16 protein-coding genes and 1 pseudogene are annotated in these 23,162 nt (G+C 54.8%); 5 read left to right on the forward strand and 12 right to left on the reverse strand.

From position 1 onward, the window contains the following. Positions 1 to 31: 31 nt before the first annotated feature. From BGK68_RS05490 to BGK68_RS05500, 3 genes are all read left to right on the forward strand, one after another. Positions 32 to 841 carry a DUF1837 domain-containing protein gene (locus BGK68_RS05490; protein WP_075259691.1) on the forward strand — a complete coding sequence of 270 codons (810 nt, stop codon included), beginning with the start codon at positions 32 to 34 and terminating at the stop codon, positions 839 to 841. Next, complete coding sequence (locus tag BGK68_RS05495) at positions 838 to 3,975, forward strand: DEAD/DEAH box helicase (RefSeq protein WP_075256238.1); 3,138 nt, start codon at positions 838 to 840, stop codon at positions 3,973 to 3,975. Before BGK68_RS05490 ends, BGK68_RS05495 begins: the two co-directional genes overlap by 4 nt. Before the next feature lie 263 nt (positions 3,976 to 4,238). After that, the gene (locus BGK68_RS05500) at positions 4,239 to 4,457 is read left to right on the forward strand and encodes an antitoxin MazE family protein (protein ID WP_075256239.1); all 219 of its coding nucleotides are present in this window, start codon (positions 4,239 to 4,241) and stop codon (positions 4,455 to 4,457) included. Positions 4,458 to 4,736: 279 nt separating this feature from the next. On the opposite strand, the gene BGK68_RS28205 is transcribed toward BGK68_RS05500, so the two are convergent. The 12 genes and pseudogenes from BGK68_RS28205 to BGK68_RS05555 all read right to left on the reverse strand — a co-directional run bounded on the left by BGK68_RS28205 (position 4,737) and on the right by BGK68_RS05555 (position 19,566). Beyond that, on the reverse strand, positions 4,737 to 5,816 hold the full coding sequence (locus tag BGK68_RS28205; protein WP_233149241.1) for a helix-turn-helix domain-containing protein: 1,080 nt from the start codon (positions 5,814 to 5,816) through the stop codon (positions 4,737 to 4,739). Between the two features lie 444 nt (positions 5,817 to 6,260). Beyond that, positions 6,261 to 6,578, reverse strand: a pseudogene (locus BGK68_RS28635) (TniQ family protein); the annotation flags it as partial. A gap of 11 nt (positions 6,579 to 6,589) precedes the next feature. Beyond that, positions 6,590 to 7,573 carry a TniB family NTP-binding protein gene (locus tag BGK68_RS05510; RefSeq protein ID WP_075256241.1) on the reverse strand — a complete coding sequence of 328 codons (984 nt, stop codon included), beginning with the start codon at positions 7,571 to 7,573 and terminating at the stop codon, positions 6,590 to 6,592. Between the two features lie 2 nt (positions 7,574 to 7,575). Further along, complete coding sequence (locus BGK68_RS05515) at positions 7,576 to 9,555, reverse strand: Mu transposase C-terminal domain-containing protein (protein ID WP_083657734.1); 1,980 nt, start codon at positions 9,553 to 9,555, stop codon at positions 7,576 to 7,578. Beyond that, positions 9,536 to 10,264: a TnsA endonuclease N-terminal domain-containing protein gene (locus BGK68_RS05520; RefSeq protein ID WP_143432956.1), complete on the reverse strand. Its 729-nt coding sequence runs from the start codon at positions 10,262 to 10,264 to the stop codon at positions 9,536 to 9,538. Before BGK68_RS05520 ends, BGK68_RS05515 begins: the two co-directional genes overlap by 20 nt. Positions 10,265 to 10,516: 252 nt before the next feature. Next, positions 10,517 to 10,864, reverse strand: a complete 348-nt coding sequence (locus BGK68_RS28640) for a helix-turn-helix domain-containing protein (protein WP_143432957.1) — start codon at positions 10,862 to 10,864, stop codon at positions 10,517 to 10,519. A 377-nt stretch (positions 10,865 to 11,241) separates the two neighbouring features. Then, positions 11,242 to 13,740: a DNA topoisomerase (ATP-hydrolyzing) subunit B gene (gene gyrB / locus BGK68_RS05530; RefSeq protein WP_075256243.1), complete on the reverse strand. Its 2,499-nt coding sequence runs from the start codon at positions 13,738 to 13,740 to the stop codon at positions 11,242 to 11,244. A gap of 136 nt (positions 13,741 to 13,876) precedes the next feature. Next, positions 13,877 to 14,983 (reverse strand): DNA polymerase III subunit beta, encoded by a 1,107-nt coding sequence (dnaN, locus tag BGK68_RS05535; protein ID WP_013232087.1) that lies wholly within the window; start codon positions 14,981 to 14,983, stop codon positions 13,877 to 13,879. Positions 14,984 to 15,605: 622 nt separating this feature from the next. Next, positions 15,606 to 17,003: a chromosomal replication initiator protein DnaA gene (gene dnaA / locus BGK68_RS05540; protein WP_075256244.1), complete on the reverse strand. Its 1,398-nt coding sequence runs from the start codon at positions 17,001 to 17,003 to the stop codon at positions 15,606 to 15,608. A 407-nt stretch (positions 17,004 to 17,410) separates the two neighbouring features. Next, a complete protein-coding gene (locus BGK68_RS05545; protein ID WP_075256245.1) occupies positions 17,411 to 18,178 on the reverse strand; it encodes a class II glutamine amidotransferase in 768 nt (255 codons plus the stop codon). A 241-nt stretch (positions 18,179 to 18,419) separates the two neighbouring features. Next, complete coding sequence (locus BGK68_RS05550) at positions 18,420 to 18,737, reverse strand: hypothetical protein (RefSeq protein WP_013236713.1); 318 nt, start codon at positions 18,735 to 18,737, stop codon at positions 18,420 to 18,422. Between the two features lie 595 nt (positions 18,738 to 19,332). Further along, positions 19,333 to 19,566 carry a hypothetical protein gene (locus tag BGK68_RS05555; protein ID WP_041311378.1) on the reverse strand — a complete coding sequence of 78 codons (234 nt, stop codon included), beginning with the start codon at positions 19,564 to 19,566 and terminating at the stop codon, positions 19,333 to 19,335. Positions 19,567 to 19,734: 168 nt separating this feature from the next. On the opposite strand from BGK68_RS05555, the gene BGK68_RS05560 reads away from it, so the two are divergent. Beyond that, positions 19,735 to 20,694: a LysR family transcriptional regulator gene (locus tag BGK68_RS05560; RefSeq protein WP_075256246.1), complete on the forward strand. Its 960-nt coding sequence runs from the start codon at positions 19,735 to 19,737 to the stop codon at positions 20,692 to 20,694. Between the two features lie 59 nt (positions 20,695 to 20,753). After that, positions 20,754 to 22,802, forward strand: coding sequence for an AsmA family protein (locus BGK68_RS05565; RefSeq protein ID WP_075256247.1), 2,049 nt, complete (start codon positions 20,754 to 20,756; stop codon positions 22,800 to 22,802). Positions 22,803 to 23,162: the final 360 nt, after the last annotated feature.

The following is a 23,162-nucleotide window of genomic DNA, read 5'->3' on the forward strand; positions in this document are numbered from 1 at the left end:
ACATTTGCATCTCGAGTGCATTGGGGGAGTAATGCTGCCAGGTCATTTGCTAGGTTTGAAGCAATGTGCTTTCGACTTGACTACTGCCGAAGGTAAAACTATTCAAATCTGGGAATTTAGGGTTCCTACCGATACGAGAGTCCTCGACGACTGGGCACTGCACTTCCGTCGTCAATACTGCTCCGACAACGAACTCCCCATCCTAATGGAGGGTACTGGTATGTCCATTGAAGAGTATCTCAATGCGCATGTTTTCCCCCATCGTACAACCCCTCCAGGCCCCTCAATACGCTCCGGCGATTTTGCTGAATTTCTCATTTCAGACTACCTCGAGCATTCGCTAGGCTACTGGGTGCCCCGAGGAAAATATTCCGATAAAGCGAGCAAGGATGAATCCGTCAAAGGAGTGGACGTTCTCGGTTTCTATCAAGTAAACCAAGCGTCCGCAGCACCAGAAGACACTCTGTTCGCAGTGGAAGTCAAAGCGACCCTATCTGGTGCAGCGTATAAAGGGCAGCTCCAACAAGCTGTAGATGACGGCTCGAAAGACTTATATTTGCGACAAGCATTCACACTTAACGCTACTAAGCGCCGTCTTTTACGAGATGGAAACGTGCAGGGTGTCAGCCGAATTTCTCGGTTCCAGAACAGAGCTGACAATCCCTTCAAATACTACTCCGGCGCCGTCGCGGTGGTCTGCCCGGCGGCCTTTAACACTACAGAGCTGATTAATACGGTAGTAAGTCAGCATACCAATCAAGAAAATCTTCTACTGATGGTGGTTCACGCAGATTTGGTGATGAAGTTGGTTCATGAATTGTATGAAAGGGCTTGCAAATGAAGGCCGGATATAACAGCCAACAGCTCTTTGGCCTCACCCGTGCAAAAGGAAAGATGTATGAATTTGGGCTTCATGAGTCTCAACATCGACCAATCCCTCAAGGAGCGGACCCGTTACAACTCTTCCTTCTCACCGTTGGGACCCTCGGCGATATCAGTAGTGCACTGGCTGTCGACGCCAATCCATTGCTTCCGCTCCCCGCAGACTTACAATCGGAACTGAATTTCTCCGCGAGCTTCTTCGATGCAATCCTTGATTCACAATTTGCCAGTCAGCTAGAAAGGCCTACGCTCCTTCTCGCTGCAGCCGCCTACTATATTGCCCGACGACCTGGTAGCAGCTTGGTTTTAGCGCGCCGCGTGGCCCCTAAGGAAGGAGACAACAAAGTAGAAAACCTTCTGCAATGGCTTCTTCGAGGCGAATGGGGGACATATTGGCGCATCGACGATGAACGTTATGAATCATCGCTGACCGCGATTTCAAGCGCTGTCGCCAACTACTTTTCGTTCGGCTATGGAATTGAAAATATTCTTCAGCTTCTAAATCGCCTTCGGCAAAACGCTTATCGCTTTGGAACACCTGAAGAATTGCTATATGCAGACATGGCAATTGCGATTTGCCGCATGCGTCTGTCTGCATCGTCCTGGTCGACTTTACCTACTTTCACGGGCTTGCCCGCTGATAGGTGGGGACCAACAATCCAAAAGAACGGTTTCCCGAAAGAGCTTTGGCCCTCGCAACTACTGTTGGGGAACAAAGGGATTTTCATGGGAGCATCTGGCCTAATTCAGATGCCAACCAGTGCTGGAAAAACTCGTTCTGTAGAAATAATTCTGCGGAGTGCCTTTATGTCAGGCCGCACAAAACTAGCGGTGGTTGTTGCCCCGTTCCGGGCTCTTTGTCACGAGATTGCAGTCTCATTCAAACAAGACTTTACTGGCGAAGACATTAAAGTCAATGAGCTTAGCGATGCTCTTCAAATTGATTTTATAGAACAAATATCCGAGCTTTTCGGCAGTTCTCCTCCAAGTACTTCGTATGTTCTAGTACTCACACCAGAGAAATTCCTCTATGTTCTACGCCAGGCGCCAAATGCACTGAAACATGTTGGCCTGGTAGTCTACGACGAGGGGCACCAATTCGATACCGGTGGTCGAGGTATCACATACGAACTACTTCTTACGGAAATTAAGGAGGTCCTCCCAGAACACGCACAAACCGTTCTGATATCTGCAGTTATGCAAAATCCGGACGCAATCGCGAAGTGGCTTATGGGGGAAGATAAAGCACAGGTAATTGATGGTGCTGCGTTACTTCCGACGAGTCGTTCAGTCGCCTTCGCCAGTTGGACTGAGTCGCTTGGTCAATTGATGTTCTACGAAAACGGCTATACGCGGCAAGACTATTCGGTACCCAACGTAATCGAATCAGTAGAACTTCTAGGCTTGGAACCTGATAAAGCCCAATTCCCAAGTCGGCTCAGCTCTACTGATATCTCTCTTTATCTCGGGTTACGTGTAGCAAACCAAGGCGCCGTGGCGATTTTCTGCGGCACGAAAGTAATCGCGAACGGCATCGCCAAGCGTGCGATGGATATAGCCGATGCTGGGTATCACACCGCGTGGCCCGTAACCTATGCAAATCGGACCGAAGTTGCGGCACTTAGCTGGATTATTTCTGGCAATTTCGGCGAGGACTCCCAACAAGCAAAAGCAGCAAAACTTGGCATATACACCCACCACAGTAATACCCCGCATGGACTGCGCCTGGCACTTGAGTACGGGATGCAAAAGCGACTAATCAATTTCATTGCCTGTACATCTACGCTTGCTCAAGGTGTGAATCTGCCTATTCGCTACCTCATCGTCCATGGCGTCAATCAAGGATCCACGCGCGTGAAAGTCAGAGACTTCCAAAATCTCATCGGGAGAGCTGGCCGTGCCGGTATGCACACAGAGGGAATTGTTCTCTTCGCTGATTCCAAAGTTTATGACACAAAGCTACAGAAGAATGAGGCGTGGCGATTCAGGTCGGCGGTAGATTTACTTTCCCCCGACAGAGCCGAAGGTGTTACGAGCTCCCTTCTGATGTTACTCGAGCCACTCACAATCTATGGACGCCATGAGTGGAGTTTCTCTAATGAGACTTTGCTCGGCTTGATGGACAACGAATCCGCTTGGGAAGCTTGGTCTAATGACCTAGTGCGACCGATTTCGCGCATAGACGCGTCGAAAAAAACTCAGCTTGCCAAGGACCTACGTACAGCCTTGGCCTCCAAGCGAGATATGACTCACACTGTTGAGAGTTATCTCATGGCTAATTGCTCGAAAGAAAATCCTGAAGAGTTTATACAACGAGCTGGCGAACTTTCATTAGGCACCTTGGCCCACCATTTAGCCACGCCTGATCAAGCCAAAAAATTGGAAGACTTCTTCAAGCTAGTAGCGGCCAGAATTATTGCTGTGGAGAAGTCCCCGGAAAAACAAGCGTCTTTTGGAAAGACTTTGCTCGGAGCAAAACACGCTCAAAGAATTGAAAATTGGGTCAATGAGAACAGGGGCACTCTTTTACCCTTAAGTTCAAATGAAGAATGGCTAGCTGCAGTCTGGCCTCTATTTTCAGAAATTTGTGACAATCGCTTCTTTCGTAGCGTCGAACCAAAGCACGCCGGCTATGCGTTAGCCTTATCGTGGATTCAAGGAACTGATTACGGTACGTTATTTAAACAAGCTGCAGCTCTGGGTGCGAAGAAGAAATCCAATAAACGCAACTTGAAAGTTAGCGACGACGATGTATTAGATTTTTTAGAAAGCGCCTTGGCCTTTGATTGCGCTCTAATCCTAGCCGCACTCGCACAATTCCTCTTCACTCCTATGGAAATAGTCGGCCAAGAAGGTTCCGTATTGGCTCAATTCCAACGAAGCCTCAAGAACGGCTTACCTGACACGCTATCGCTAAGCGCTTATGAAGCGGGATTTTCAGACCGATTTATCGCTCAAGCTATGCGTGATGTTCTTCGTTCCGATGGCTACGATGGCGATTATTTTGGAGCAGCCAAGGAATATCATCTTGCTGCCATGCGTCAGGTAGCCAATCAAACTCCAGCATATTTTCATCAGATTTTAGGGATCTGACGAGCGTTTTAGTCTCGCGCATCTCGTGCGCTAATCCACTCATTTGATGCCGTCGCTCTATCCGGCCGACTTGATGAATGCCTGGGTACTTTCCTCTATTAGCAGTGTAGATAGCATATAGCGCTTCCATATAAAGGGTAGGTACTCGCGATAAAGTGGTGGGGGATGAAACCTGAACCGCAAAAAGCTCCTACCTGAGGAAACTGGCTGCATGTAACATTAATGGAGCATTCGATATTTCATGTAAGAGGAAGGCGGCCAACATGTCACACGTCAAATCACGAGTTCAAAAGCAACGCGATGCCCTGCGCAAGACCGGACTTCGCCCAGTGCTAATTTGGGTACCCGATACGCGCCGCCCGGGCTTTGAAGAGGAATGTCGCCGCCAATGCCTTCTTGTGGCTCAGGCTGATAGCACAGACATGGCCATGCAGCAGTTCATGGACGAAACCTTACCGGACGTAGAAAGCTGGACAGAATGATGCGCGGCGACTTCGTGAACAGCTCCTCAGAACCGGAGCGAGATATAGGCTGAAGTGATGCTCTGATCTATTTACTGTTGTGCTTAGTCACTCGCTTTGACTTTGCATTAATAAAAGAACGAGCTAGCGGCTCCGGCATGAGCCGTGTCTCATAATTTCGGCTTCCGAACTCTCTGCCGACTGAAATAATATTTTACCAGAGCAGATCTTCAGCAAGCATGTGCTGCCTTATCCGAGCCAGAGAACGAGCGTACAAAGACTTCTTTTTGGTTTGATTTTTCATAGAGCAATGCCATACGAAACGTTCCGGACGTCGCACCTATTAAAAAAATACTGCCTGCCTGCATCTATCTGCGGACCAGACACTGGCTCTACCCCTTGAGTCTGCAAAATTTGCAATACTGCTTTTGGCGACGTGCACCAGTGGGTAGCCAGTTCAACGGCAGAAATATAGGTAGTCTTGAAATGCGCGAGATCACCGACACTCACTCGCCGGCATCGTCTCTTTCCCAAGGTACTATTTATCGATGGAAGAAGACCTATATGCACCAAATGGTAAGCCACCTGCTCCTTTACACCAAGTTCTCGAGCTGCAGCAGTGATCGTTAGAAGATCAGACCTCACGGTAGCTCTCATTTCACTACGCCACAGATGAAATTCCGCGCGTAGAAAACCTAACGCACCGAAGCCGCTTTTGAGCGGAGATACGCATACAGATTGCAACCGCCGGGCAATGACGGCAGCAAAAAATGAACAGAATTCCCTTTCCGAAGCCAGATGAACTTTCAGTATCGTCGATGTAGTTAATAAATCTTCTTCATCCGAGGGTTCGCGGCGGCCGGCAGAAAGCCTCTTTACAAATACGGCCACTTCTTTCCGAGAAAATAACCTGGCTTGCCTGGATCCTTCAGTTCGTGACGTTTCAGTTAGCAATCCACAAGCGACGAGCTCGTTGATTCGCGCTCTCGGCAGCCCGAGGAGTGCTGCCACCGCTTTTAACGGAATGTAATCATCAATCAGGTCTCCGGCGTCAATAAGAGAACTTCGCTCGATGACGGTAAATTCGCGCTCGTGCGGAGTCTTCTTCACATATCCGCGAAGTATATTTTTATCAAGAAGTTCTTTGACTCGATGACGCGAAATGTGCAGCTGTCGAGTTACTGCCGCTGCGGGTATGTACCGCTGCTCGTCATAGCCGAGAGGACTCATCCATTTGCTTCGGCGGTCCAATACTCGATGCCAATTCTCAACTGCAAAAGACCTAAAGGCCGCCATCACGAAATCGAGCCCTGGGGAAGCAAAATGTTTCCGCAGACATTTGGCGAGGCTTACGAACTCCGGCTTCGGGTCAGAACGCATGACGTCCGTTTCCCCATACCCTCCTAGCTCTGCCAGAAGGAGATGAAACCTATTTGGCCAAGAAGTAAGTATTTCCGCAGCAACGCGGACGAGACCCGGGGCCTCATTCGGATTTACTTTATCTAACCAGCTGCGCGATTTTGTGCCTACCCCTGAAGCACCATGGCTACCGAATATACAGATGAACCTTATAAGGTCTTGAGTTTTTATGTTACTAAATAGGTTGTCATGCTCCGTCGCTTCGGTTGATACCATCCGTCCAGCCTCTCTCGCCATAGACACAGCAAGTCGAGCACACAATTGCCTTTCCGCTACTGAGACGTTTTTACCTTTAGGCCAGCGCGTAATATCTGAACCACAACTGCAATGAAGAAGGTCTGATCGGGACCACTCCAGAGACTGCGAACAATCGGGACAATTGACGGACATTGAGCGTCCATGGCGATGGCAAGCTGTGTAAAAGACTTGTTCCCATTCAGCAGGCCAATACCGCAGTTCATCTAGGCATTCGGGACAGCACCTCGCAAACTTTGTCATTAGGCAGGATTCAAGTCGCCCCTTTGAAGGAACTCTCCAGCCATATATTTTTATAAGCCATGGCGGAAGTCTTCCTTGCAGCGTAGTTCCGATCATCGGTCGTAGCCGCTCCATCTCATCAGTTGCCTGTTTGAGCCACACTAAATTGGATACGCAATTCGCCTCCGCAAGCCTCATGAGAAACCCACGAAGACTTTCACCGTCGATCGGTTGCGGTCTGAACATCAATGAACGATTCACCGGGGATTCCTCCGGGCCATTTCTCTGGGCGTAATCATTGATATTGCAAACGGTTCCCCGGGCTTATCCAGGCGCCGAAACTTAAAAGCGGCATTGAATGGATTGAGCTCTCGCATACCTTCTCGCCAAATCACCTCCCGAAAAGCTTGTTCAAGTATGCTAGAAGTTAGTGTCCGATGATTCTCAATCAACATCAGTTCGACGGCGCCGGTAATTAACTTTCGCAGATATCCCAACAGTCCATTGCTAGCGAAATGAAGTCTTCTAGCAATATTAACTTCAGCCAGGCCAGATAGCGTTTGAGTAGGTAGAGCCTTATCTATCTCGTTTAATATCGTCCGAAATTCTATTTCGTCTTGCTCGCTATCAATCGAGAAGATTGGCAACTCTAATCTAGACGAAAAGCGTCTTCGTAATTGCTCATTTGCCTGGAGAATTGCTTCACATCGCGGCAATCCCATTAGCACACAAGGTATCCGAGCATCATCTATAAATCTCTTTAGCCAGTCAGTTACAGCTATGAGGGAGTCATGTTTAGCGTGATCCAGAAAGTGGTGAAATTCGTCAAAGAAAACGAGTTCGACTGCAGATTTCTTAAACAGGCCCAACGCTCGCTCTCGCTTTTCAAACGCGTTCCCTTTATGACTAAGCGGATCACCCAGGGCCAACAATATTGCCTCGCCAAGTCCCTTCAATGTTGGTGATGATGGCGTTGGTACCAGCAACACCGGTTTCGAACTGCCGTGAGTCCTTACCTCCGCTGGATAAAGCGAAGCGAAATATTCTGCTAACCAGGTCTTTCCTGTCCCCGCTTCCCCTGTTAGAAATGCGTTCCTCGGTTCCGCGCCGCGCCTAGCTATCTCTATTGATCGCTGCAGTCTAGCGACGGTATTTTTGAATTGTGTGTGGGGGATCAGTATCTCCTCAGTCGCTTTTAACCGATCATAGAAATCCGTGTCGGATATGTCTTGTTTGAGCATACTCATAGTTCCGCCGATTTTGGCACGCGAGAAAAAGTAAGCGAGCCCATATCGGGAAGCTCCTTCGAATCAACTTGCAGGGATAGAGGAGGAGAATTTTCGATACCCGCGGCCGGTATATTTTGTGTGGCAGTAGACTCCTTTTTCTGTGTTTGTTTGACCCCCTGTAACTTCGCAGCACGTTGACGTTTGCGCTGTAGCTTACTAAGAGAGAGTTCGTGTGTTATTTCCCGAATTTCCGATTTAGCTCTTGCAATACTCGAAGTATTAATCGCTCCCTTGTTGATCTCCCGCGCGCGAGCACAGATCAAACGATGCTGCTCGATAGAGAGCCCACGAGCATAGGCTTGATCTAGCGCTGGCACCGGAATAGCGTTTTGGGTGATCGGATCGATCACATGGATCAAAGAAATATCATCAAAGTAGTAGCGAATTTGGACCTTAACCTGCTCTCCCAACTGCCGTCGTATAGCGAGGAGAGCAGGGTCGTTGTATCGAAGATTGTGTAACTCTATGCCGTAGTGGAACAACGTGCGCTCGCACGAACGCCCCAGTGTGATATCTAAACGATCTAAATCGGCTATTAGCCTAGGGGGCTCCTGCAATGCATTCTCCGACCATTTCCGATAAGGCGAACTGTTGATTCCGCGATGTAGTCTCTGCGCATAGACGTCAATTAGCCATCTGTGCAAGTAACGCATCATCTGGTCAAAAGTGATGACCGCATCCTTTAATGGATCATAGTCTTCGCGGTGGAACCATTTTGCGAAGCTATGTCCTGGCAGCATGCGAGCGAACTGGAAATTTAAAGACTTAAGAAAACGCTCAATCGATCCCTTGTAATACGCCTGGCGTTTCGGACAAAACACTATCTGCGTTCCTAGCTCAAGCGCAACTCTCTCGAGTTCGTGACTATGGAATTCAAGCCCGTTGTCACACACCAGTGTTTCGATATGGCCATAACATGGCCAATCATTTTCTATCTCTGGATAGGCATCCTTAACATATGTCTTCGGCAGAAGCGCGTGTCTTATGCAAGCAAAGACCGCTTCAATAGATGGTCCGGAAAAACCAATATGCATTCCTACAGGCATTTTTGAATATGCATCGATCGCCAAGGTCACTGTAGGGCGCCCTTGTGGAAGGTCCGTTGTTTCGTCAATCACAAACAAATCAAGAGGTGTGTGATCTATCTCAACTCGCTGCAAAATACGCATTTGTAACTCCCCTAAACCGCTCGTCCTAAACTTCATATCAGCGATGCGCTTTCCAAACCGCGCGGCCATCTCGTCATATCTATCGAGATTTGAAAGAGCGCGATAAATGGTGGCGCGGCTTGGTATTGCGAGCCTCCTATTGCGCTGTTGAAATTCATTCCATTTGTTGATTCTCGTAATAACCTCGGCATGCACCATGTCACCAGAATTCCGCTGCTCAGAGAGATACACCTCATCAATTACGGCCGTTAGAATCTCCCTGACATCCTGATGAAGCCGGCATCCGTGGCCACCTTTTCGATCATGCCGCGCTATTAGCGACCGATAGTCGCCTTGGTGCATAGCTAGCTCTCGGTTCCAGCGGTAGACAGTTATCGGGCTAGGGGGTGTAGGATCTCCAAGTCTCCGCGCACATTCTTCAATATGTATTTGAAGTGTTCTTGGCGTAGAAACAAAGCGTCCCTGATTTTGGATAAAGTCGAGATACGCCTTTTTTCGAATGGCGTTTTGTTGGACAGGTTGCGAAAATGTGGAGAGAGGACGGCCTAAAGAAATCGATCCTGGCTCATTATCTGAATGACTATCGCTAAATCGCAGATTTCTTTCAGCGTAGTGCTTAAGCAGCTCTTCGCAAGTGGTGTTTGATAGGGTCCCATCAACTTCTGCTTCTAGCTGAACACGTCCATCAACAATTATTCGTGCAATACGAAATCGTTGTTGTTTTATCGTGATGAGTGCACCCACCTTAAAAATATAGTTCTTCATTCCACCCCTCCCGAATGCCTGTGAATAGGACTGTTTTTTCAGTGACGGGGTGTCGCAAATCGCAGAACAATAAATTCTCGGCTATCAAAATCCATACGAGACTTTTCGCGCCTAACAGCACCGTGGCGTCACCGAAGGTCATCTCTCCGGCAACGCGGATTTGTTCGCTGAATTTTCGACGCTCAAATGGCGATAGCTTTGCTTCTCTATATCTGAACACCATTTGTAGATTGGCCAGAAGGTCTCCAGGCCGAAGCTCAATTTCGGTAAGAATGCGATAAGCACTACCTGTTTCGGCAAAATGTTCAGCAATCCGTCGGAGTCGCGTGCTCTCTTTAGGATCGAGTAACTTCTCAGAGGGCTTCACTTCTATCAGAACTACTTCTCCCGTAAAGAGGGTGATCTCAAAGTCAGGTGTGTATCGACGGACCTTTCCGTCGAGCGCATAGTACGTCGTCAGCGGCTGCTCTCTATACGAGATAACACCTCTGGAAAACTCAAAAAGAATTACCGCATCTCTTTCTAATTGACTCTCCCAATGAATCATTCGCCCGACCTTTTGTGAAGGAAACTTCCCTCGGATTAATCCAAAAGACCGACTTATTGGCTCGCGAGCCCTGAGTTTGTTCGGCAGGTTTCTGTTGGTTTGGGCAACGGAATGCCCTTGCCCGACAGCACTTAGCTGTGGACTTGTATGTGGGTAAGGCATAGTGGTCCCTCGGACGCCGAAAATTGACCAAAAGTGGTCCACTCCGCGGCGAACATCAGTTCATCGAAGATGGTAAGGGGGAGCTTTATGGGGTTGACCGCTGAGGGAAAGAGGCTGATACTTCGATTACCAAGTCTAGTATCAATCAGTTCTCTACAGCGGGACAGGCCCTAAAAAGCTTGTCCCGTTTGTTTTTTCTAAACATTCCTTCGTTAAATTTCTCCTTATTAGCGGGAGAGGCAAGCTCGGAATTCAGAGCTTTAGGGCCTCGTTCATGATGTTGATCTGAGCTGCCTTTAACTTACCCAACGAATCCATAATTCGACATACAAGCTCATATTCCTCCGGATTTGCATGAGCGGGTATCTGATGTCTCATCTTGGAGAATTTGATCGCTGTTCGCAGCCGTAATTTCTCTTCTTCAGACAGTGCGAACCTTTCTTCGATTCTCTCGGCTATTGAATTCCCGAGCGAGTTCTTACGACCATTAATAATTGCGCTCAGGTATGACGGATCAACTCCGATATGGAAAGCGAACTCTTTCTGACGCATTCCACGTGAGCGGCAAAAGTCATGTAAGAAAGCAGAGAATGGAGTCACGAGGAGCCATCTTTTTTGAGCAAATTAATGTTCCATATTTTAGGCGCTTAAGCTCAATACATCAATAAATCCTTAAAAATCAAATACTTATCTATACAAAGTATATTTATCATACAGTTTTCCGCTATCTATCCTTTTGAAATCAAGGTCTTAACGCAAGATTTCCCGAGTCCCGCCCGAAAGTATTTTGAGTCTGTAGCAAAATTCCGAACATAAAAAAAGCCTCGGGCTAACCGAGGCTTTTTCTGTCGAATTTACTTAAACTTCTCGCAGTTAAATCGGCACGATGTGACGTAGGGATTTATCAAGAAGACAGAGATTTAATTGTCATACGAACGAGACATTTTTCATATTCTCTGAGACCCTACACGACACCATTACACGTCAATATTCCCCGCCTGCAAAGCATTAGACTCAATAAACGCCCGACGCGGCTCCACATCATCCCCCATCAGCGTCATGAAGATCTGATCCGCAGCAATCGCATCCTCGATCTGCACCTTCAACAAACGACGCACCGTCGGATCCATGGTGGTTTCCCACAGCTGCTCAGGATTCATCTCACCCAGACCTTTATAGCGCTGCTTGTTGACGCCACGCTCGGCCTCATCACGCAGCCAGGCCATGGCCTGACGGAAGTCGGTGATGACCGATTCCTTGCGCTTCTCACCCTGGCCACGCGCAACGGTAGCGCCCTTGCGGATCAGCCCCTTGAAGGTCTCGGCCGCAGTCGAGAGCACCTGATAATCCGGGCCGCTGGCGAAGTCGGCGTCGATCACGGTTGCCTTGATGTTGCCGTGCTGGCGACGGTGGATGTGCAGGGCAACCTTCTCGCTGTGCTCATCCACGCGAGCTTGCACGTCGATGTTGATGTCGTTGATGGCCTTCTTCAGTTCCTCGGCGGTGGCGGTGGCCTGCTCGAGGTTGTCCATCTTCAGGGCCACGCCGCCGGTCATGATGGCGTCCAGCGCCGATTCATCGATGGCGCGCGTCAGGCGCATGATGATGGCGTTGGCGGTGTTGTACTGGCGGGCCAGTTCGACAAGTGCTTCGCCGGTGATCGCGGGCGCATCTTCGGCGGGCTTGATCTCGGCGTCGTTCAGGGCGATCTGCATCATGTATTGCGCTTCCTCGAAGTCGTCCTTGAGGTAACGCTCGTCCTTGCCGGCCTTGACCTTGTACAGCGGCGGCTGGGCGATGTAGATGTGGCCGCGTTCGACCAGGGCCGGCATCTGGCGGTAGAACAGCGTCAGCAGCAGGGTGCGGATGTGGGCGCCGTCAACGTCCGCATCGGTCATGATGATGATGCGGTGGTAGCGCAGCTTGTCCGGGTTGAATTCGTCCGCGCCGATGCTGGTGCCCAGGGTGGCGATGAGAGTGGTGATCTGTTCGGACGACAGCATCTTTTCGAAGCGCGCCTTTTCCACGTTCAACACCTTGCCGCGCAGGGGCAGGATGGCCTGGAACTTGCGGTCGCGGCCTTGCTTGGCAGAGCCGCCTGCGGAGTCACCCTCGACGATATAGAGCTCGCACAGGGCCGGGTCGCGTTCCTGGCAGTCGGCCAGCTTGGACGACAGACCCAGGCCGTCCATGACGCCCTTGCGGCGCGTCAGTTCGCGGGCCTTGCGGGCGGCTTCGCGGGCGCGGGCGGCTTCGACGATCTTGCCGCAGATGATCTTGGCGTCGTTGGGTTTCTCGGCCAGGAAGTCGGTCAGGGTCTTGGCGACGATTTCTTCGACGGGGCCGCGCACTTCGCTGGACACCAGCTTGTCCTTGGTCTGCGAGCTGAACTTGGGTTCGGGCACCTTCACCGACAGCACGCAGGTCAGGCCTTCGCGCATGTCGTCGCCGGAGATCTCGACCTTGGCCTTCTTGGCCAGGTCGTTCTCTTCGATGTACTTGTTGATGACGCGGGTCATCGCGGCGCGCAGGCCGGTCAGGTGGGTGCCGCCGTCACGCTGCGGGATGTTGTTGGTGAAGCAGAGCACCTGCTCGTTGAAGGCGTCGTTCCATTGCATCGACACGTCCACCGATACCAGCGTGCCCTGGTCGGAAAGCTTCTCGCCGGTGGCCTGGAAGATGGTCGGGTTGAGGATGCTCTTGTTCTTGTTGATGTATTCGACGAAACCACGGGTACCGCCTTCGAAGGCGAAGTCCTCTTCCTTGCCGGTACGCTGGTCGGTCAGCTTGATGTGCACGCCATTGTTGAGGAAGGACAGTTCGCGGATGCGCTTGGCCAGGATCTCGTAGTGGAATTCGACGTGGGTGAAGATTTCTTCGTCGGCCCAGAAGTGGACTTCGGTGCCGCGCTTGTCGGATTCGCCGATGACCTTGATGGGCGAGACCTGCACGCCATCGACCATCTCCAGTTCGCGGTTCTGCACGATGCCCCTGGCGAATTCCATGGCGTGCACGCGGCCATCGCGACGGATGGTGAGCTTCAACTTCTTCGACAGGGCGTTCACGCAGGACACGCCCACGCCGTGCAGGCCGCCGGAGACCTTGTAGGAGTTCTGGTCGAACTTGCCGCCGGCGTGCAGTTCGGTCATGACGATTTCGGCCGCCGAACGCTTGGGTTCGTGCTTGTCGTCCATCTTCAGGCCCGTGGGGATGCCGCGGCCATTGTCGGTGATGGAGATGGAATTGTCGGCGTGGATAGTGACGTGGATCTCGCTGCAATAGCCGGCCAGGGCTTCGTCGATGGAGTTGTCCAGCACTTCGAAGACGAGGTGGTGCAGGCCGGTGCCGTCAGAGGTGTCGCCAATGTACATGCCGGGACGCTTGCGCACCGCTTCCAGGCCTTCCAGGATCTGGATGGAGGAGGCGCCGTAACTTTGTTGCGCGGAATTGGTGTTGTCTGCGGGGCTGGTGGACATGGTTACCTTCTGAAATTGCTAGCCTGTGGACTAGGGAACTGCACAAAACGGAATTCGCGGGACGAATCTTTGGAATTCTTAAAAGCAACCGAGGGGCCGTCTCGGACGGCCCCTCGTGCGCGTGGAGCGGTGCTGCTCAGATCCGCATCGGCATGACGACGTACTTGAAGTCGGCGTTGTCAGGGATGGTGATCAGGGCCGACGAGTTGGCATCGCCCAGGGCGATGTTGACGTAGTCGTTCTTGAGGTTGTTGAGCACGTCGAGCAGGTAGCTGACGTTGAAACCGATGTCGACGGTGTCGCCGCCGTAGTCGATTTCCAGCTCTTCGACCGCTTCTTCCTGGTCGGCGTTGGTGGAGCTGATCTTCAGGCTGCCGGGAGCGATCACCCAGCGCACGCCCTTGAACTTGTCGCTGGTCATGATGGCGGCGCGTTGCAGCGAGCGCAGCAGCTGGTCGCGACTGATGGTGAAGCTGTTCTTGTAGCCCTTGGGCACCACGCGGGTGTAGTCGGGGAACTTGCCTTCGACCAGCTTGGAGATCAGTTCGATATCGGCGAAGGTCAGCTTGACCTGGTTGTTGGCGATCTGCAGTTGCACTTCCTCGTCGCTGTCGTCGAGCAGGCGTTGCAACTCGATGATGGTCTTGCGCGGGATGATCACTTCCTGGCGCGGGAAGTCTTCTTCGGTCTCGACCTGGCAGAAGGCCAGGCGGTGGCCGTCGGTGGCGACCGCAATCACGTTCTTGCCTTCGACCACCAGCAGCAGGCCGTTGAGGTAGTAACGGATATCCTGCTGGGCCATGGCGAAGTGGACCATGTTGAAGAGGTGCTTCAGGGTCTTCTGCGGCAGGTTGACCTGGGCGTTGTAGTGTTCGGCCTGGGCGACCGTCGGGAATTCCTCGGCGGCCAGCGTCTGCAGGGCGAAGCGGGACTTGCCCGATTGCACCGTCAGGCGCTTGTTGGAGAGCGAGATCGAGACTTCGCCGGAATCAGGCAAGGCGCGCAGGATATCGAGCAGCTTGCGGGCGGCCACGGTAGTGGCGGTCGCCTCGCTGCCGGAGCCGACGTCGGCGTGCGTGGTGATCTGCACTTCGATGTCGGTGGACAGGAAAGACACCTTCTCGCCGTCCTTGCGGATGAGGATATTGGCCAGAATCGGCAATGTGTGCCGACGCTCGACAATACCACTCACGATCTGCAGAGGACGCAGGAGCGTGTCTCTTTGGGTCTTCACCAATTGCATAGTCAATTTGTCCTTGCTAATAATGGTTTAAAGGATGCCGTCGGACGGCTCGCCATCATGCCCATGTTGCGCGTGTTCCTCCTCGGATGAAAAACGGTTGTCGCCTTGCTACCGCCCTGCAACCTGCCTGACTACGCTGCGCTACTGCATCTGCCTGGATGGTGAGCCCCGTTCCGGGACCCGTTCCCGAATAAGCTGGTGATAGAGCGTGCGGACATCGACCAGCCTGGGCTGACAATGCCGGCAGCCGGAACCACTTGGCTACACGTTTGGAACATTTGAATACAAATACCGACATTTAAGAGGTAGATATTCGATGTTTCCTTGCTACTTCGCGGATTTCCTGCTCCGTGGCCGGCCCTTGCGTCCGCCTGCGAAATAACGCCGTCCATTGTACCAATCATCACCCCTTCAGAGTAGCCCGTGAGGGGTGGCGAGGGTCTTGTTGGGGAGAAAAAGCGATGATTTTCGGGGACATGCGGATCACGCGGTACGGCGGCGGGGCCGGGGTTTTCAAGTTGTCCACAGGCTGGCCCGCCGCGCAAGAAAAATGCCGCCGATACACTGGTATCGGCGGCATTGTCATCTTATCCACAGGCCGGCAGGGCGCGGGGGCAAGACGTCAGCCCTTCAGGGTCTGCTCCAGCACATGCAACTCGTGGTTGCATTCCGGGCTCTTGGCGCGGTCGGCGGCGATCTTGCGCACCGCGTGCAGCACCGTGGTGTGATCGCGGCCGCCGAAGAGGTCGCCGATTTCCGGCAGGCTCTTCTGGGTCAGCTCCTTGGCCAGGTACATGGCGATCTGGCGCGGACGGGCGATGTTGGCCGGGCGCTTCTTGGAATACATGTCGGCGACCTTGATGTTGAAGAAGTCGGCCACCGTCTTCTGGATGTTTTCCACCGAGATCTGGCGGTTCTGCACCGACAGCAAGTCCTTCAGGGCTTCCTTGACCACGTCGATGGTGATGTCCTTGCCGTGGAAGCGGGAGTACGCCAGGATCTTGCGCAGCGCGCCTTCCAGCTCGCGCACGTTGGAACGCAGGTGCTTGGCCACGAAGAAGGCGACGTCATCGGACAGCACCACGTCTTCGGCGGAGGCCTTCTTCATCAGGATCGCTACCCGCATTTCCAGCTCGGGCGGCTCGATGGCCACCGTCAGGCCCGAGTCGAAGCGGGAGATCAGGCGGTCATCCATGCCGCTGATTTCCTTGGGGTAGGTATCACTGGTGATGATGATCTGCTTCTTGGCCGCGATCAGGGCTTCGAAGGCGTAGAAGAACTCTTCCTGGGTACGGCTCTTGCCGCCGAAGAATTGGATATCGTCGATCAGCAGCAGGTCCAGGGAGTGGTAATAACGCTTGAAGTCGTCAAAACCCTTGCGCTGGTAGGCCGTGACCACGTCGCGCACGTACTGCTCGGCGTGGATGTAGCGGATTTTCGCGCCCGGGTTATCCACAAGCACCTGGTTGCCGATGGCGTGGATGATGTGGGTCTTACCGAGGCCCACGCCGCCGTACAGGAACAGCGGGTTGTAGGACGTGCCGGGATTGTTGGCCACCTGGGTGGCGGCGGCGCGGGCGAGCTGGTTGGCCTTACCGGTGACCAGGTTGTCGAAGGTCAGCACCGGGTTGATGCGCGACTGCTCCTGGCGCGGCGCGACGGCGCGCACCGGCTGGGCCGGTTCGGGGTCCAGGTGCAATTGCTCGTGATTGGGCAAACCCAGGCCGTTGGCGCCATTGCCGGCTGCGGCGGCCGTGGCCGGACGACGTCCCTGGTTGCCACGCGGATCGAGCACGAATTGCACCTCGGTGGGCGCGTCCCAGTACTCGCAGGCCAGCGCCGTGATGCGGTTGGCGAACTGGGTCTTGACCCAGTCCAGCTTGAACCGATTGGGCGCGGCCACGCGCAGCAGCCCGTCTTCGTAGTCGAGCGGCACCAGGGGCTTGATCCAGGCGCTGTATTGCTGGGGTGTCAGCTCCTGCTCAAGTTTTTGAGAGCAGGCCTGCCAAAAGTTTTCCATGAAGCTTTCTTATCGGATGAGTGCGGCGCCCGCCGGCCACGTCGATGGGACGGGCCTTGCTGGACGAAGTCGTCCGGGCGCGAAACGAGGGACGCATTTTACTCTGGTAAACCCAAGTTATCCACAGGCGAATGCGCAAAAAACCCTGAAAAAAATGATCTATCCACAGGCTGCGCAGCAGCTGGCTTGTTCCGTTCGCGCAACACTGCGGGCTCACGTGGGCGATAGGGGGACAGAGTCAGCGGCTTGTCGATGCGGCAATCCCGGCCATGGGGACAATGTTTTTTGTAACAGTGTCCGTGCGGAAGGAAAGCGAGGGCGACGGGCGCTCTTTTTTGTTGTCTGTGGATAAAGTGAACTGGTTTGCGCGGCGCCTGTGGACAAGACCATCGCCCCAGAAAGCGGGCTTACTCCACCACGGCCCCATCGACAAAGACCTTCATTTCGCCGGACTGGTACTGCGTCCACACTTCATTGTCGGTCAAGGGCTGGGTGACGATGACGGCGACCCGGTCGTTGCTCGTGGTGACTTCGGAAAAGTCCACCGACAGGTCTTCATCGGACAGCTTGGCGGTGGCAAAGGGATGCTGGCGCACGATGTAGTAGAGGTGGGTGGAACAGTGGGTATAGAGCGCCGAACCGTCCGAGAGCAGCAGGTTGAAGGTGCCGTGGCTGGCGATGTGATCGACGATCTCGCGCAGGGCCGCGCGCAGCTCAGCCAGCAGGGGCAGGGTGTCGCCAAAGCGCTTGCGCATCTCCTGGAGGATGTAGCAGAAGGCCAGTTCGCTATCGGTGGTGCCGACCGGGCGGTAGGGGCCATCGAGTTCGGGAGTGAAGTTCTTGAGGTCGCCATTGTGGGCGAAGACCCAATAGCGCCCCCACAGCTCGCGCACGAAGGGATGGCAGTTGGCCAGCGTCACGCGCCCCTGGGTGGCCTTGCGGATGTGGGCGATGACATGCTGCGACTTGATCGGATAGCGCTTGATCAGCTCGGCCACCGGCGAATCCACCGCCGCCTGGTGGTCCACGAAGGTCCGCACGCCCGAATCCTCGAAGAAAGCGATGCCCCAGCCGTCGCGATGGTGATCGGTAAGCCCGCCCCGAGTCGCGAAACCGGTAAAGCTGAAGACGATGTCGGTGGGGGTGTTGCAGTTCATCCCGAGGAGCTGGCACATGATCTCTTGTTCTCTTCTTCTCTTGCGGCGAGGCGGTGGTAATTTGCAGGTGGACAAGTTATCACGATTGCCGCGGACAAAGACGCCGGCTGTGGACAAAAAAAGCCCCGCGAGCTTGCGCTGGCGGGGCTAATCCTTCCTAAAGAGGGAGGAGGAGACACAGTACGTACTACAAAACTTCAACTACACGACCAGAAGCCGGTGGGGCCTCGAACTGCCTGGCGGGGACGGGATCGGCGGATCAGTCGCGCGCGGCCATGTTGCGCAGTTCGGCGGCGAAATTGGGCTGGGTCATGCTGTATTCATTGGCCATGCGGTTGAGCATGCGCTTGCCGCTGAACTTGTGCGCCAGGATGCGTTGCTCCAGCGACTTGCGCGGCTTGACCAGCAGGACGGCCGCTTGCGCCAGACCCAGGATCAGCGGCTTGAACACCATCACGAAGGTCACCAGCGCGCCCAGACCCAGGGCCGGACGGACATAGGCTGCCAACATCCCGATAAGGGTCTGTGCAAACGGCATTGCAGCTTCTGCGGGAAAGGCCAGGTTCAGGAAGGACATGATATTTCTACCTCTGATAATCATGCCGCGACACGATTGCGCGGCGTTCAATCTCACTGTTGTTGCGTCGCAGTATGCCGAGGTGCCGGCTGTATGACTACTTTAGAGTTCTCATATCAGATATGGACTTTGTGAATAACGACTCCCGATACCGTCTCCAACTCTCCTCGTGAGGCGCAAGTGTTCGCCGGACAAGGGTTTCAAGCTGATCGCGCAAAGTTGCCTGACGGGCAATCACGCCAGATCAGCTGCCTCTGACGTAGAAAAACAACGCGATTTGACGCTGGCGGCAGCGCCTGTGAATATCTTGCACCGATGGGCAGGAGCAGGAGCGCGGCGACCGCTCGCGGCCAGGGACGAAAAAAAACCCCACAGGCATGGCCTGCGGGGTTAATCCTTCCTAAAGAGGGAGGAGGAGACAACGGATCGGTGTCCTGACGCGTTGATCGAATCAGCGTCAACATAAGCGCCGTACGCGCCGGGAACTACCGAAATCCTTCACTACCGGCGCCGCCCTTGAAGGCCTGGCGCCAAGGTCACGCAGAAGTCACGCGTAACCGGTAAAACTTGAATCAGGTGAAACAGAAACCTTCGATCAGCCGCGCGAAGCGATGAAGCGCAGTTCAGCAGCCAGGTTGGGCTGGGTGGCTTCGAACTTGTCGGCCATGCGGTTCAGTTGGCTGGCGCCGGTAGCGCGATCCTGTTCGGCGGCGACCAGAGCAACGGCTTGCAGCTCATGGGCCTTGACGAAGTGGATGAAGATGTTGCGCATGACGGCAGCGAACTTGCTCTTGAAGGTGCTGTTGGTGCTTTGTGCGATGGTTGCCATGATTCGATCCTTGACGTTGTGTGTTATGTTGCATTGCAGTGTAGTGAACTCACATTTGTTTGACCACTTTCCGTTTCGGATATCAGTTATATTATCTGTGAATAATATTTCTGCCGGCGATCACCGGCGTCCATACTGCCTCTCCTTACCGCCACAAAGGCCCGCACTATGAGCTTTCTCACCCTGGACCTGAACCTGTTGCGCGTATTCGACGCCGTCATGACCGAGCAGAACCTCACGCGCGCGGCCAATCTGCTGGCCATGACGCAGCCCGCGGTCTCCAATGCCCTACGCCGCCTGCGCGACACGCTCAACGATGATCTGGTGATCCGCACCGCCCATGGCGTCAAACCCACGCCGCGCGCCGAAGAGCTGTGGCCGACCGTGCGCCGGGCTCTTTCGGAACTGGAAGCGGTGATCGCGCCGGAGAGCTTCGACATCTCGCGCGCCCAGAACACCTTCCGCATGGCCATGGTCGATGCCACGGCCGCGCTGTGGCTGCCGTCGCTGGTGCGCACCATCATGCGCGACGCCCCGCGTATCAAGATCCGGATGATGCCGCTGACCACCCGCGACCCGCGCGCCATGCTGCTGCGCGGCGACATCGACCTGGCCGTAGGCTTCTTCCCCGGTGTGACCGCCCAGCTGGCCGATGGCCAGGGCATGGCCAAGAGCCAGATCAGCCATGCCCGGCTCTACACCGGCCAGTACGTCTGCGTGATGCACAAGAACCACCCGCTGGCGGCCCAGCCGCTGACGCTGGACAGCTATTGCAGCGCCGACCACCTGCTGGTGAGCCTGTCGGGCAAACCCCATGCGGTCATCGATGATGTGCTGGCGGGCATGAACCGCGAGCGCAAGATCCTGCTGACGGTGAACCAGTTCTTCACTGCGGGGCGCATCGTGGCCAGTTCCGAGCTGATCACGGTGCTGCCGCGTCATCTGGTGGCGGCCACCGGCATGGCTGAGGTGCTGGTGGTGAAGGAGTTGCCCTTCCAGACCCCGGAAGAGCATGTGGACATGCTCTGGCACGAGCGCGATGCCCGCAATCCCGCGCACAAGTGGCTGCGCGCACATTTGTCTGCAACAACCCATGACGAATTCGGTCGTATCAACATGAAGCGCTGATGCGGCGCTGGCAGGGCGGCATCGGCATATGTTGAACATCTCAATGGCAAGCCCAACCGATGCCGCGCCTGACAAAAATACTCCTCTGGCTCTGCGCCAGCCTGATCCTGCTGATCACTGCAGCGGTCATCTTCATCCTCAGCTTTGACTGGAACCGGGCCAAGCCCTGGATCAATGAGCGCGTCTCGGCCTCGATCGGGCGCGAATTTGCCATCGATGGCGACCTCTCGCTGCATTGGCAGCGCGCGCAAACCCTCCCCGGCGCGGCCCCGCCCGGCTTCTGGGAGCGCTGGCTACCCTGGCCCCGCTTGCAGGCCGGGCAGCTGCGCATCGGCAATCCCCCCGCCTTCAGCCAGGCCGGCCAGATGGCCACCATCGGCCAGGTGACGTTCACCCTCAATCCTTTGCCACTGCTGGTACACGACATCGCGCTGCCGTCGCTGGAAATCCGCGATCCCTCCGTGAGCCTGCTGCGCAATGCGCAGGCGGTGAATAACTGGACCTTCAAGAGCAACAGCGAGGGCCCGTCGGCGTGGAAGCTCCGGCTGGGCCGCATCATCCTGCGCCAGGGCAAGCTGAGCCTGGACGACGCTGTGGACAAGATAAGACTCAAGGCCGAGATCGATACCCTCGATCCCGCTGTGGAAAAGATCTATGGCCTGGGCTGGAAGCTCAGCGGCAGTTTCAATGGCGCGCCGGTGTCGGGACAAGGCAAGGCCGGCGGCGTGCTGTCGCTGCAGAATGCGCAGCAACCCTATCCGCTGCAGGCGCAGGTACGGGTGGGCAAGACCGCCATCGGTGTGCACGGCACGCTGACCCGGCCAGCGGCGCTGGCGGCGCTGGATCTGCGGCTGTCGGTCTCGGGGGCCAGCATGGGCAACCTGTATCCACTGACCGGCGTGTTGTTGCCCGAGACGCCGCCCTTCGCCACCGAGGGCCGGCTGATCGGCAAGATCGATGCGGGCCATAGCCAGTGGGACTATGAAGACTTTCGCGGCAAGGTCGGCCAAAGCGATATCAATGGCAGCCTGCGCTACGCCACCGGCGCAGGAGCGGCGCGTCCGCAATTGACAGGCTCGCTCACCTCCGAGGTGCTGCGCTTCGACGACCTGGCGCCGCTCATCGGCGCCGATTCCAATGCCGAGAAGGCCGAGCGCGGCGCGCAGGAGCGCCAGCCTGGCGACAAGGTGCTGCCGGTAAAAACCTTCAGCACGGATGCCTGGGGCGCGCTGGACGCCGATGTGAAGCTCACGGGCAAGCGCATCATCAAGCAGAAGGACCTGCCCATCAGCGACCTGCAGGCCCATCTGATCCTCAAGGACAAGGTGTTGACGCTGGCGCCGCTGGATTTCGGCGTGGCCGGCGGCAACCTGCGTTCGACCATCCGCCTGGACGGACAGGCTGCGCCGATGAAGTCGGAGCTGACCCTGTCGGCGCGCCGGCTGAAGATACAGAAGCTCTATCCACAGCTAGACGCTTCCCGCACCAGCTTCGGCGAGATCAACGGTGACGCCCGGCTCAGCGCCACCGGCAATTCGGTGGCGGCGATGCTGGGCTCGTCCAATGGCGAGGTGAAGACGCTGGTGACCCAGGGCGCGATCAGCAAGTTCCTGCTAGAAGCGGCCGGGCTGAACCTGGGCAATGTGGTCATCAGCAAGCTGTTCGGTGACAAGGAAGTGAAGCTTAACTGCCTGGCGGGTGACCTGCCCGTACGGGAGGGGGTCATGACGGCGCGCACGCTCATGCTCGATACCGAGGATGCACTCATCTCCGTGGATGGCACCATCGACATGCGGCGTGAAAAGCTGGATCTGCATGTACATCCCAAGAGCAAGGGGCTGCGCATCATCTCGCTGCGCTCGCCGTTGTATGTGGCGGGGACCTTCAAGCAACCGGATGTCGGTGTGGACAAGGGCATGCTGGCGCTGCGCGCCGGCAGCGCGGTGGCGCTGGGCCTGCTGGCGCCGGTGACGGCCATCCTGCCGTTGATCAATGTCGATGGGGACGAGCAGGCCGATTGCGCACATCTGCTGGAAGAAGCCAGGAAGGCGCCCCGTGCGCCGGCGGCCGGCAAAACATTGCCTGCGGAACGTTCGCCTAAAAAATAGGCAGCAGAAAATGCGGCGCAAGACAGACGCGGGGGCAGGGGATAACTTTCCTGACCCCGCGTTTTTTTGTGCTCTGTTTCGTCCAGGCATGGGTGGACGCAATTCTGCGCAAGCTCACGAAGGGGTAGGAAATAGGGGCTATTTCTTAGCTCAAAGCCTAAATCTGGCCTTGATCCGCAGCAAATTGACCGAATTCACTAGCTTTAACAAAAAATCTCCCCTGCACAAGCCAATTCATCAAAACCGCGCCAGCCTGTGGATAAAGTTCTGAATAACTTTTTCATCGATTGGGGAAAACTCGAAAAGTTATCCAAAGGCGAATTTTTATCCACGATTTGGAATCACGTCATACAGGGCTTG

This window comes from Herbaspirillum camelliae, from assembly GCF_001929405.1.
GTDB lineage: Bacteria > Pseudomonadota > Gammaproteobacteria > Burkholderiales > Burkholderiaceae_D > Herbaspirillum > Herbaspirillum seropedicae.

Bases quoted from the DNA above. Each gene is read 5' to 3' on its own strand.
- BGK68_RS05490 (WP_075259691.1), top strand. From the start codon at position 32: ATGCTGCCAGGTCATTTGCTAGGTTTGAAGCAATGTGCTTTCGACTTG.
- BGK68_RS05495 (WP_075256238.1), top strand. From the start codon at position 838: ATGAAGGCCGGATATAACAGCCAACAGCTCTTTGGCCTCACCCGTGCA.
- BGK68_RS05500 (WP_075256239.1), top strand. From the start codon at position 4,239: ATGTCACACGTCAAATCACGAGTTCAAAAGCAACGCGATGCCCTGCGC.
- BGK68_RS28205 (WP_233149241.1), bottom strand. From the start codon at position 5,816: ATGCGTTCTGACCCGAAGCCGGAGTTCGTAAGCCTCGCCAAATGTCTG.
- BGK68_RS05510 (WP_075256241.1), bottom strand. From the start codon at position 7,573: ATGCTCAAACAAGACATATCCGACACGGATTTCTATGATCGGTTAAAA.
- BGK68_RS05515 (WP_083657734.1), bottom strand. From the start codon at position 9,555: ATGAAGAACTATATTTTTAAGGTGGGTGCACTCATCACGATAAAACAA.
- BGK68_RS05520 (WP_143432956.1), bottom strand. From the start codon at position 10,264: ATGCCTTACCCACATACAAGTCCACAGCTAAGTGCTGTCGGGCAAGGG.
- gyrB (WP_075256243.1), bottom strand. From the start codon at position 13,740: ATGTCCACCAGCCCCGCAGACAACACCAATTCCGCGCAACAAAGTTAC.
- dnaN (WP_013232087.1), bottom strand. From the start codon at position 14,983: ATGCAATTGGTGAAGACCCAAAGAGACACGCTCCTGCGTCCTCTGCAG.
- dnaA (WP_075256244.1), bottom strand. From the start codon at position 17,003: ATGGAAAACTTTTGGCAGGCCTGCTCTCAAAAACTTGAGCAGGAGCTG.
- BGK68_RS05545 (WP_075256245.1), bottom strand. From the start codon at position 18,178: ATGTGCCAGCTCCTCGGGATGAACTGCAACACCCCCACCGACATCGTC.
- BGK68_RS05550 (WP_013236713.1), bottom strand. From the start codon at position 18,737: ATGTCCTTCCTGAACCTGGCCTTTCCCGCAGAAGCTGCAATGCCGTTT.
- BGK68_RS05555 (WP_041311378.1), bottom strand. From the start codon at position 19,566: ATGGCAACCATCGCACAAAGCACCAACAGCACCTTCAAGAGCAAGTTC.
- BGK68_RS05560 (WP_075256246.1), top strand. From the start codon at position 19,735: ATGAGCTTTCTCACCCTGGACCTGAACCTGTTGCGCGTATTCGACGCC.
- BGK68_RS05565 (WP_075256247.1), top strand. From the start codon at position 20,754: ATGCCGCGCCTGACAAAAATACTCCTCTGGCTCTGCGCCAGCCTGATC.